This is a genomic window from uncultured Rikenella sp. (assembly GCF_910577125.1).
Classification (GTDB): domain Bacteria; phylum Bacteroidota; class Bacteroidia; order Bacteroidales; family Rikenellaceae; genus Rikenella.
On record NZ_CAJTMN010000070.1, the window covers coordinates 1 to 10,377 of the forward strand.

A 10,377-nucleotide genomic window follows, 5' to 3' on the forward strand; every position below is an offset into this window, starting at 1 on the left:
GAACTCCGGGAATCTCAAAGGGGGACATTTCGAGATACAATAACCGATTTGTTGTTATCATTACCCCGCATAAACAATCCATCCTAAAAACATGAAAAACAACAACCAATTCGAAAAAATCTCGGAACTGTGGAAAGACGACAAAAAACAGTATGTCAAAAAATCCACCTATGCCGCCTACTCGCTGCTGATCGCCAACCATCTCCGCCCCGCCTTCGGGAACCTGACAGAAATCACGGAAGAGCTCGTCCAGCGGTTCGTACTCGAAAAACTGGAACAGGGACTCAGCCAGAAAACAATCAAAGATATCCTGATCGTGATGAAAATGATTTTGAAGTTCGGCGTAAAAAACGGGCTGATCGAACATCGACAAATCGACATCCGGTTTCCGACCCAACGAGAGCCACAACACATAGAGGTACTCAGCAAAGCGCACCAACGCAAAATCATGGAATACATCGCCAGCCATTTCACGTTCCCGAATTTAGGCATCTACATCTGCCTCTGCACCGGTATGCGGATCGGCGAGATATGCGCCCTGAAATGGGAAGACATCGACCCGCTGAACGGCGTGATCCGAATCAATAAAACCATCCAGCGCATCTACCTGGCCGACGGCTCGCGCCACACCGAACTGATTATCGACACCCCGAAATCCCGTAACTCCATCCGCGAGATTCCCATGTCCCGCGACCTGCTCCGGATGGTCAAGCCGCTGAAACGGATCGTCAACCGGGAGTTCTTCGTTCTGACCAACAACGCCCGGCCGACCGAACCGCGCACCTATCGGAACCACTACAAACGCCTGTTGGAAGAGCTGGGAATTCCGGCCCTGAAGTTTCATGGTCTGCGCCACAGCTTCGCCACCCGCTGCATCGAGAGCCGATGCGACTATAAGACTGTCAGCGTACTACTGGGACACTCCAACATCAGCACAACCCTGAACCTGTACGTCCACCCGAATCTGGAACAAAAGAAACGCTGCGTCGAGCAGATGTCCCGGGCGCTGAAATAATCCCCCGGTTCAACCCTGTGACCTTCTCACGAAGCCAAACGAAAAGCGGATCGGCTCCGGGCACAGAACCGATCCGCTTCCTGTTCAACGAAAGATCGAACCGCCGGAGCTACTTGATGCGTTTGTAATAGATGGCAAGAGTTTCGTTACCACAGATAGATTCCAGCACAAGCCCCTTATCCGTCAGCGATTTGACTGTCCACCGCTCCGTATCACCATACGAGTCGGTGATCGTCACGTAGCCGGATTCGATTTCATAGGTGAACGAGGTCGTATGCTTGTTCCCCTCATCAATATCTTCCATCGCCCCCGTACCATTGGCCGTGATTATCAAGAAACTCTGACATCCGGCCGCCACTCCGTATTCATCGTCCCACTCACTACCTTCTTCGTCCGCATAATAGGTCTTATACACCTCCCATGTCAATGGTAACCTCCTTTTGTTTGTCCTTGTCTTTCTTACAGCCCACAAAAGCCACGAGCGACAACGCGAGCATCGCACAAATGAGTTTTTTCATAAAACTTTGATTTTTCGGTGCATCCCGACTCCTCCGGATGCCATAGAGAAAGCATGGGACTATTCTCGAGCGGAAAGAACTCAACGATTGGATAAGGTGCTGCAAAGATTGTCGAGAAGGTTTCTTCGCAAGACTGATCACGGAGTTACTTTAAACGTCATTCGTCAAATAACGCGGCAATTTCGTTCGCAAATTGCCGCTCGACGGCAGCCTCCAGGGCTTCGTATCCTGACTCTTCCGACAAACTCAACATGCTATTCCAACGTAATTCCGAATGCTGCTGGAGCTCCTGCACATATGCCTCTTTTCCAAGCGGACAAAGCCTCCGCAAGCACTCGGCATCCGCGCAGAGATCGTAGACGGTCAGTTCGTGCAGATTTAAACCATTGTAATCCATAACGTCGTTATTACCCTAATTCGTGAATATAGCAAAAATCGAAAAATAAATAATTTATATTATATATACTTCAATTTTGTATCTTTGACAGCATATTTTTTAACAATTCGTTCATAGAATCGAAAAACCTACTATTTTTGCAAAAAAGGCCACAGATATGTGTGTTGCCGGGATTGCAGTTCCTGGAGGTGCTACATGTCTATGGCCTTTCTTTTATATACTTCACAATACTCTTATTGCCTGATATACTGCGCAATAGACATCACCCATCCGGAAATTCTCGAACGATGATCCATGATGCCTTCTTCTACTTTTATTTCGAAGATGTGCATAATGATCGATGTGTTATGCTTGTCCTCTCCCTAAGCTTGTCGACTTTTCGATAACATTCTGAATATCAGTCAACATTTCGTTTTTTCTGCGGCGATTCGACAGTGCGACAGGTTCGACCACTCTTTAATGCTCCTCGACGAGATGCGGATGACTTTCGTGAAGTCGTCATTCGTCATGTATATCTTTCATTTTCAATCTCATAATCTTCCTTCACTCTGCGATTCCATCCAGATCGACCGCTCTCGTTCGGAATGACGTAATCGGCGGATTGAGATCTTCGAATTGTTGTTGTGCTTCGCTTTCATTTTGTATCTTTGACAGCTTCGATTAATCCATCTCCGACTCGATTCCGTTGTGCTCCGCTTTCATTTTGTATCTTTGACAGCCATGCCTAAAAAACGAAGCGTAGAAGAAGGTTTTGCTCCGTTGTGAAAACATTCGGGGTGGCCTTGCGGTCGCCCCTTTTTTATCGGGCTGTCCGATGGTCGGACTGCTTTCCGTCACTCGGAATCGCCCGACGGTGCACGCAACAGGTGGATCACCACGCCGACCTGCTCCTCGGGGTCGCAGTCCGGACTCAGCCGGTTGATCCGGCACTCGAAAGCAGGCCCATATCCCATCTCGAGCCACTTGCTCAGCTCATGATTCGAGCCTCGCGGCACAAACCCCAGCTTGCGATCGCCGTACCAGACCGCCACGGCATAGGGGTCGAAACGATTCTCCTCCTCGCGCCGCAGGCTGAGCAAGGTCCCGATTTTCAGCTCGTCGAACACTTCGGCTCCCTGATAGTAGCTGAATCCCGACAAATGAAAGTGAGCGTAGTGTCTTTTGTTCGTTTCCATGATGCACAGATATTGATTCGACTGCAAATTTGCAGAGAGACTGCGACAACTTTTGACACACCGGCATTCGTACGGAAAAATCTTTCTATCTTTCGAAAAAATAACATCTTTCCTCTCTATGGATCAGCCTAAGTTAGAACGGCTGCTGCGGCTGATGAAGCTGTTGACCGCCAACAACCGCTATACGGTCGACCAGATAGCCACCCGGATGGGCATGTCGCGTCGGACGGTTTACCGGTATATCGACACGTTCCGCTCGGCGGGTTTCGTGGTCAAACGGACGGGCGATTACGTCCGGCTGGACCGCACGTCGCCCCACTTCAGGGAGATTTCGGAACTGGTGCACTTCACCGAGGAGGAGGCCTATATCCTCAAAAGCGCCATCGAGTCGATCGACGACACGAATCTGCTCAAACAGAATCTCAAACAAAAGCTCTATACGGTTTACGACTATCGGGTGCTGGCGGAGTGCACGACACACGGCGCACGGGCCCGATGCATCGACACACTCACGGAGGCCATCGTTCAGGAGAGACAGGTCAGACTCTGCGGCTATCGTTCGGCTCACGGTTCGACGATCCGCGACCGGGTCGTCGAACCGTTTGCCTTTACAACGAACTACGTACAGGTGTGGGCTTACGAACCGAAGTCGGCCGAGAACCGGCTTTTCAAAGTGGCCCGTATCGGACAGGCGGAGCTTTTACCCCAGGAATGGGAGGCTAAGGAGAAGCACCGGGAGGGTTTTGTCGATCTGTTCCGGATCAGCAGCTTCGACCAGCTTCCGATCCGGCTGGAGCTGGGCTTGCGGGCAGCCAATCTGCTGGTGGAAGAGTTTCCGCTGGCCGAACGGGCGCTGCGACAGACCGGGCCGCAATCGTGGCGGCTGGAGACACAGGTGTGCAGTTTCGAGGGGGTGGGAAGGTTCGTGCTGGGACTGCTGGACGATATCCGGGTCGAGGGTTCGGAGGAGTTCCGGAATTTTCTGCACGAGCGCATCGCCCGGATGGGGCAGATATTGGACTAAAAAAAGACTTCCCTCTCTTGTCGGGCAAGAGAGGGAAGAGTGTGCGGTGGGCCCAGAGGGGCATGATCCCACGACCTTCGGATTATGAGTCCGCTGCTCTAACCAACTGAGCTATGGGCCCTTCTCGTCCGCTCCGAGAGACGGAGCCTGAGAATATCGCTGCAAAAGTATATCATTACCCGTCAATCTCCAAATCCGAAGGCGTGTGTTCGCCGCTGCGGCTGCCGGCGGCCTCTTCCCGGCTACGGAGATAATCCAGCAAAATCCGGGTCCGCCCCGCGCCGATCAGCTCCGCCAGTTCCGGCTCCGGCGTCCGCCCCATGCGGGCCAGCGTCCGGTACTTTTTCAAGAGCCGGTCGATCGAAGTCCGCCCCAGCCCCGGCACGTTCTCCAGCTCGGATTTCAGGAAGTTGATCGACCGTTTCTGGCGGTGGAACGTAATCCCGAAGCGGTGCGCCTCGTCGCGGATGTGCATCAGGATGCGCAGCGACTCACCGGTCTTGTCCAGATAGTGCGGCAACGGGTCGCCCGGGTAGTAGACCTCCTCCATCCGCTTGGCCAGCCCCACGACCGACACCCGCCCCCGAAGCCCCAGCTTTTCCAGCGCCGAAAAGGCGAACGAGAGCTGCCCTTTTCCCCCGTCGATCACGATCAGGTCGGGCAGCGGCTGTCCCTCGGCCTGCAACCGCCCGTAACGCCGCGTGAGCACCTCCTCCATCGAGGCGAAGTCGTTGGCGCCGACCACCGTTTTGATGTTGAAATGGCGATATTCCTTCCGACTGGGCCTCCCGTCGCGAAAGACGACACACGAGGCTACCGGATTGGTTCCCTGTATGTTGGAGTTGTCGAAGCACTCGATATATCGCGGCTCGACCGGCAGCCGGAGGTCTTTCTGCATCCGGGCCATAATCCGGTCGGTGTGCCGGTCGGGGTCGGTCTTTTCGATCTGCTTGAACTTCTCGAGCCGGGCGATTTTGCAGTTCTTCTCGGCCAGACGCAGCAATTCGAGTTTATCCCCCCGCTGCGGCACCGTGAAATTGACGGTCGGGAAGAGCTCGGCATCGGGCATCATCGGCACGATGACCTCCCGCGGCAGCGGCGTCCCCTCCTCCCACTCCTCGCCAAAAATCTGTCCCAGGGCGAAGGTCAGCAGCTCCTCGGGCGACTCGTCCAACCGGCCGCGCATCTCGAAGGTGAAAGAGTGCACCACGGCACCCCGCACGATGCGCATGTGGTTGCAAAAGGCCGTCCCCTCGTCGTGCAACACATAGACCACCTCCAGATTGGTCAGGGTGGCGCTGACGATCACCGAGCGGCTCGAGTAGTCGGCCAACAAGGCGAGCCTGTCCTTGGCCCGCGCCGCCTGTTCGAAATGGAGCCCCTCGGCGAGGCGCTTCATCTCGTCGGTAAAGTAGGCTTCGGCAGGCCGCAGGTCGCCCCGCAGGATATTCTTGGCCGCCGCGATATTCGCCATGTAATCCTCCTCGCTCTGCAACCCCACGCAAGGGCCCTTGCAGTTCCCGATGTGATACTCCAGACACACCGAATAGGTTCCCCGGGCAATCGCCTGGGGCGCGAGGTTGAGTTTGCAGGTGCGCAGCGGATAGAGCCCCCGAATGAGCTCCAGCACAGCGCGCTGCATGTTCACCGAGGAGTAGGGCCCGAAGTAGACGGAGCCGTCTTTGATGAATTTGCGGGTAGAGAATATCCGCGGGAAAGGTTCGTTTTTGACGACGATCCACGGATAGCTTTTGCTGTCTTTCAGCAGGATGTTGTACCGGGGCTGGAGCTCTTTGATGAGGTTGTTTTCGAGCAGCAGGGCATCGGCTTCGCTGCCGACGACGATGTGGCGCAGATCGGCGATCTGGCGCACCATGACCTGCACTTTCCGGGTGTGGTCGGCCCGCGAGACGAAATAGGAACTCACGCGCCGTTTGAGGTTCTTGGCCTTTCCGACGTAGATAACGGTTCCCTCGGCGTTGAGGAACTGGTATACGCCGGGCCCCTCCGGCAACAGGGCGACTTTTTCGCGCACGCGCTGTTCGACGGTCTGTTCGTGTGTCATCTCTCCTCCCCGGTAAACGGAATCTTCCGCAGATTTATTGAACGCCGAAAGAGCACCCCCTCCTCAAACCGAAATCCGATCAGTGTTCGGCCTTGATTTCGATCAGTACGTCGTCTTTCCCGACCGTCTTGCCCGGCACCACCGTCACTTTCGTCACCGTCCCTTTCATGTGGGTCGAGATGGTGTTCTGCATCTTCATCGCCTCGAGCACGAGCAGCGCTTCGCCGCTCCCCACCGACTGTCCTTCGGTGACGAAGACGTCGAGAATCTTGCCCGGCATCGGCGCCTTGATGACCTCTTTCTTCGACAGGCCGGCCTTGGCGGCGAGCATCCGTTTCCGGCTGAGCGAGAAGGGGGTCTCGACGGAGAACGAGTAGCTGACGCCGTTCAGGATGATATTGTAGGTATTGGCGCTCTGCCGCGTCACTTCGTACGGATAGCGCATCCCGTTGCACGAGAGGACGTTGACTCCGTCCGCTTCCCGCACGAGGTCGATCCGGATCGGTTTCTTCTGATAGCGGTATTCGTAGTTGTCTTTGACCGAAAATTCGTACTCGGCGTTGGTGTTGGTGTCGAGGGCGATCAGTTTGGTCGTATTGGTCGTTTTCTTCGGTGTCATAGTCGGAATAGCCTAAAAGAAATGGACGGAGAGTTACAAGTTCCGGATCCGTCGGTTGAGTACCCACGGGTCGATCCCGGTCTCGGGCCCGACATCGGGCACGGTCTCATGGGTGTAGTGGTACAAAGCCAGCATGGCTGCCATCAGCTCTTCGTCCGGCTCGCGGTAGACGAGCGATTCGAGCTTGGTCTCGATGAACGAGGTGTCGAAATCTCCGTTCCGGAAGGCTTCGTTGTGGAGCACGGCCTTGCAGAACGGGATGGAGGTCTTCACGCCTTTGATATGGAACCGCTCCAAAGCGGACAAGGCCCGTTCGATGGCCTGTTTCCGGTCTTTTCCGTGGACGATGAGTTTGGCGATCATGGAGTCGAACCACGGGGTAATCTCCGACCCGGGCACAATCCCCGTATCGATCCGGATGTTGTCCCCCTGCGGCAGGCGCAGCTGTTTGATGGTTCCCATCGAAGGGGTGAAGTCGGCCTGCACGTCTTCGGCATTGATCCGGCACTCGATGGCCCACCCGTTGAGCTTCACGTCGCTCTGCTTGATGGGCAGCTTCTCGCCGGATGCGATCCGCAGCTGCAATTCCACCAAGTCCAGACCGGTAATCGCCTCGGTAATGGGGTGTTCGACCTGAATCCGGGTGTTCATCTCCATGAAGTAGAAGTTTTTGTTCTTGTCGAGCAAAAATTCCACGGTACCCAGACTTTCATATCCCGCCCCCTTGGCCAATTTAACCGCCACGCGGGCCATCTTGTTCCGCAACGCGGCATCGATTCCCGACGACGGCGCCTCTTCGAGGAGTTTCTGGTGTTTCCGCTGCACGGAGCACTCCCGCTCCCCGAGGTGCACGACGTTCCCGTGCGCATCCGCCACCACCTGAAACTCGATGTGTTTCGGATTTTCGAGGTATTTCTCGATAAAGACGGACGGATCGCCGAACGCGCTCTGCGCCTCGGACGAAGCGGCGTGGAACATGCGTTCCATCTCGCTCTGTTTGTGCACGATCCGCATCCCGCGCCCCCCGCCGCCCGATGCGGCCTTGATGATCACCGGATAACCGATCTTCTTGGCAATCTTCACCCCCTCTTTCACGTCCTTGACGCTCCCTTCGCTCCCCTGGAGCATCGGCACGCCGTTCTTCGCGGCAATCTCTTTGGCGATGATCTTGTCGCCCATGTCTTTGATGAGCTTGGCGGGCGGCCCGACGAACTTCACGCCGGCATCGGTGCATTTCTGCGCGAACTCCGCATTTTCCGACAAATACCCGTACCCGGGATGCATGGCCTGAACTTTATTGTCCACGGCGAGTTTCACGAGGTTGTCTATATCGAGAAACTCGGGGATGGCCCCATCGGTCTCGGGAAAGTCGATCACGTGGTCGGCAAAGTCCAGATAAACGGCGTTGGGCTCCTTGACGGTGCGAATCACATAGGTCTTGATCCCCATCCGCTTGGCGGTCCGACATATCCGAATGGCGATCTCGCCGCGATTGGCTATCAGTAACGATTTGATCATATACTTCTCTTTATCAATTCGATTATCTGTGTCTACCCGCAGGGAACTGCCGCTTTTTGGAAAAAGCGGCACCAAAAACTTTTAGTTAGCTACGCTACTCCTTACGCTCCGCAGTCCTCAATCTTCGAGATTGCTTTTGGGTCGGGGCAACGGCGCGCTTAATGTGAGTTTAACCCTATGCGCGCCGTTTGCTCCCGGCCCAAAGAAAAGTCCGAAAACCGGGCCGCCGGCAGTTTAGGATGCGTTAGCATCCTCTAAAGTTTTTTTGGTTCTTTTTGTTCACAACCGACGCTGCCAGTGAGGGCAATGCAAACGTAGTTTGCAAATTGCCGAACGGCAAGGAGGAAGGCGAAGCCAAAAAGAACAGTACCCTCCTGGGCAAAGACGGATAATCGAACGGTTATTAAAGCGGTGTATTGCCGTGTTTTCGTCGCGGCAGGCTGACCGATTTTTTCTCCAGTGTTTTGAGCGCATTGACGATTTTCGAGCGCGTGACCCGCGGGTCGATCACCTCGTCGATAAAACCCTTTTCGTCCGCCACATAGGGATTGGCGATCTCGTCGCGATACTTCGCCGAGAGTTCCTTTTGGAGCGCCACCGGGTCTTCCGCCTCGGCAAGTTCCTTGCGGTAGAGGATCGCCGTAGCGCCCTCCGGCCCCATGACGGCGATCTCGGCCGTCGGCCAAGCGTAGCAGAAGTCTCCGCCCACCCCCTTGCTGTTCATCACGATATAAGCCCCGCCATACGCCTTGCGCAGGATGACCGTAATACGCGGCACCGTCGCCCGCGTGTAGGAGTAGAGCAGCTTCGCCCCGTGGCGGATAATCCCGGCATGTTCCTGATCCGTCCCCGGAAGGAAGCCCGGCACATCTTCGAACGTAATGATCGGGATGTTGAAGCTGTCGCAGAAGTTGATGAACCGGGCCCCCTTCACCGAGGCGTCGATATCGAGCGTCCCGGCCATCACCTGCGGCTGGTTGGCCACCACCCCGACGACATAGCCGCCGATCCGGGCCAGCCCCGTCACGATATTCCGCGCATGCCCGGCCCCCACTTCGAAGAAGCGGCCGTGGTCGGTAACCATCCGGATCACCTCCAGCACGTCGTACGGTTTGTCCGGATCGTCCGGCACGATGTCCAGCAACGCCTCTTCGGCGCGATCCGCCGGGTCGTCGGTGCCGATAAACGGCGGATTCTCGATGTTATTGGCCGGCAGAAACGAGAGCAACATCTTGATTCCCTTGATGGTATTCTCGTCGTCGCTGAAGACGAAATCGGCCACCCCGGTCTTGGTCGAATGCACGGAAGCCCCCCCCAGCTCCTCTGCGGTCACCTCTTCGTTCAGCACCTGCCGCACGACGTCGGGCCCGGTCACAAACATGTAGCTCGTGGACTCGGTCATAAAGATAAAGTCGGTCAGCGCCGGCGAATAGACAGCCCCCCCCGCCGCCGGCCCCATGATGGCCGAGATCTGCGGGATCACGCCCGATGCCAGCACGTTCTGCCGGAAGATATTGGCATAGCCGTTCAGGCTGGTGATCCCCTCTTGGATCCGCGCGCCGCCGGAGTCGATCAGGGCGATCAGCGGCGAACCGGTCTTGAGGGCCATGCTCTGCACTTTGACGATCTTCGCGGCGTGCACCGACCCCAAAGAACCACCCAACACGTTGAAATCCTGCGAGAAGGCATACACGGACTTCCCGCCGACCGTCCCGTATCCGGCTATCACTCCGTCTCCCAAAGCGGTCGTCGACTTGCCGAACCCGCCGGCTGCGGCGGGGGTGGCATAGGCGTCGACCTCTTCAAAGGTGCCTTCGTCGAACAACAACTCGATCCGCTCACGGGCGGTCAACTTCCCGCGATTGTGCTGCTTCTCGTAGTATTTGGTGTCGTATTGCTTCTCTAACGCGGCCTGACGGGCCAAAAATTTCTCGTATGCTTTTCCCATAATCGATCTTTACTTTTAACCTTTCGATTATCTGTTTTTGCCCTGGAGGGTACTGTTCTCTTTGTGAACAAAGAGAACCAGAAAAACTTTAGAGGATG

The 10,377-nt window shown here is 55.7% G+C and carries 9 protein-coding genes and 1 tRNA gene; 2 read left to right on the forward strand and 8 right to left on the reverse strand.

Translation table 11 applies throughout. The features are described from left to right. The first annotated feature begins 91 nt into the window (after positions 1–91). Positions 92–1,015, forward strand: coding sequence for a site-specific integrase (locus QZ292_RS07635; RefSeq protein WP_294600157.1), 924 nt, complete (start codon positions 92–94; stop codon positions 1,013–1,015). Positions 1,016–1,124: 109 nt separating this feature from the next. On the opposite strand, the gene QZ292_RS07640 is transcribed toward QZ292_RS07635, so the two are convergent. From QZ292_RS07640 to QZ292_RS07650, 3 genes are all read right to left on the reverse strand, one after another. Then, positions 1,125–1,442: a lipocalin family protein gene (locus QZ292_RS07640; RefSeq protein ID WP_294600159.1), complete on the reverse strand. Its 318-nt coding sequence runs from the start codon at positions 1,440–1,442 to the stop codon at positions 1,125–1,127. Positions 1,443–1,690: 248 nt separating this feature from the next. Continuing rightward, on the reverse strand, positions 1,691–1,930 hold the full coding sequence (locus QZ292_RS07645) for a hypothetical protein (RefSeq protein ID WP_294600160.1): 240 nt from the start codon (positions 1,928–1,930) through the stop codon (positions 1,691–1,693). A gap of 833 nt (positions 1,931–2,763) precedes the next feature. Beyond that, positions 2,764–3,105, reverse strand: a complete 342-nt coding sequence (locus tag QZ292_RS07650) for an HIRAN domain-containing protein (protein ID WP_294600162.1) — start codon at positions 3,103–3,105, stop codon at positions 2,764–2,766. A 118-nt stretch (positions 3,106–3,223) separates the two neighbouring features. On the opposite strand from QZ292_RS07650, the gene QZ292_RS07655 reads away from it, so the two are divergent. Next, positions 3,224–4,129 (forward strand): WYL domain-containing protein, encoded by a 906-nt coding sequence (locus tag QZ292_RS07655; protein WP_294600165.1) that lies wholly within the window; start codon positions 3,224–3,226, stop codon positions 4,127–4,129. A 47-nt stretch (positions 4,130–4,176) separates the two neighbouring features. Here QZ292_RS07655 and QZ292_RS07660 read toward each other — a convergent pair. The 5 genes from QZ292_RS07660 to QZ292_RS07680 form a co-directional block, all read right to left on the reverse strand. Continuing rightward, positions 4,177–4,250 (reverse strand) — tRNA-Ile (locus QZ292_RS07660). Between the two features lie 54 nt (positions 4,251–4,304). Then, positions 4,305–6,194 carry an excinuclease ABC subunit UvrC gene (gene uvrC / locus QZ292_RS07665; RefSeq protein ID WP_294600167.1) on the reverse strand — a complete coding sequence of 630 codons (1,890 nt, stop codon included), beginning with the start codon at positions 6,192–6,194 and terminating at the stop codon, positions 4,305–4,307. 79 nt (positions 6,195–6,273) lie between these two features. Further along, a complete protein-coding gene (locus QZ292_RS07670) occupies positions 6,274–6,813 on the reverse strand; it encodes a biotin/lipoyl-containing protein (protein WP_294600168.1) in 540 nt (179 codons plus the stop codon). 33 nt (positions 6,814–6,846) lie between these two features. After that, positions 6,847–8,331, reverse strand: coding sequence for an acetyl-CoA carboxylase biotin carboxylase subunit (locus QZ292_RS07675; RefSeq protein WP_294600170.1), 1,485 nt, complete (start codon positions 8,329–8,331; stop codon positions 6,847–6,849). A 403-nt stretch (positions 8,332–8,734) separates the two neighbouring features. Then, entirely contained in the window at positions 8,735–10,279 is a 1,545-nt protein-coding gene (locus tag QZ292_RS07680) for an acyl-CoA carboxylase subunit beta (RefSeq protein WP_294600172.1), read from the reverse strand. Positions 10,280–10,377 lie beyond the last annotated feature (98 nt).

Excerpts from the sequence above, each read along its gene's own strand:
- QZ292_RS07635 (WP_294600157.1), top strand. The coding sequence starts at position 92 with ATGAAAAACAACAACCAATTCGAAAAAATCTCGGAACTGTGGAAAGAC.
- QZ292_RS07680 (WP_294600172.1), bottom strand. The coding sequence starts at position 10,279 with ATGGGAAAAGCATACGAGAAATTTTTGGCCCGTCAGGCCGCGTTAGAG.
- uvrC (WP_294600167.1), bottom strand. The coding sequence starts at position 6,194 with ATGACACACGAACAGACCGTCGAACAGCGCGTGCGCGAAAAAGTCGCC.
- QZ292_RS07650 (WP_294600162.1), bottom strand. The coding sequence starts at position 3,105 with ATGGAAACGAACAAAAGACACTACGCTCACTTTCATTTGTCGGGATTC.
- QZ292_RS07655 (WP_294600165.1), top strand. The coding sequence starts at position 3,224 with ATGGATCAGCCTAAGTTAGAACGGCTGCTGCGGCTGATGAAGCTGTTG.
- QZ292_RS07675 (WP_294600170.1), bottom strand. The coding sequence starts at position 8,331 with ATGATCAAATCGTTACTGATAGCCAATCGCGGCGAGATCGCCATTCGG.
- QZ292_RS07645 (WP_294600160.1), bottom strand. The coding sequence starts at position 1,930 with ATGGATTACAATGGTTTAAATCTGCACGAACTGACCGTCTACGATCTC.
- QZ292_RS07670 (WP_294600168.1), bottom strand. The coding sequence starts at position 6,813 with ATGACACCGAAGAAAACGACCAATACGACCAAACTGATCGCCCTCGAC.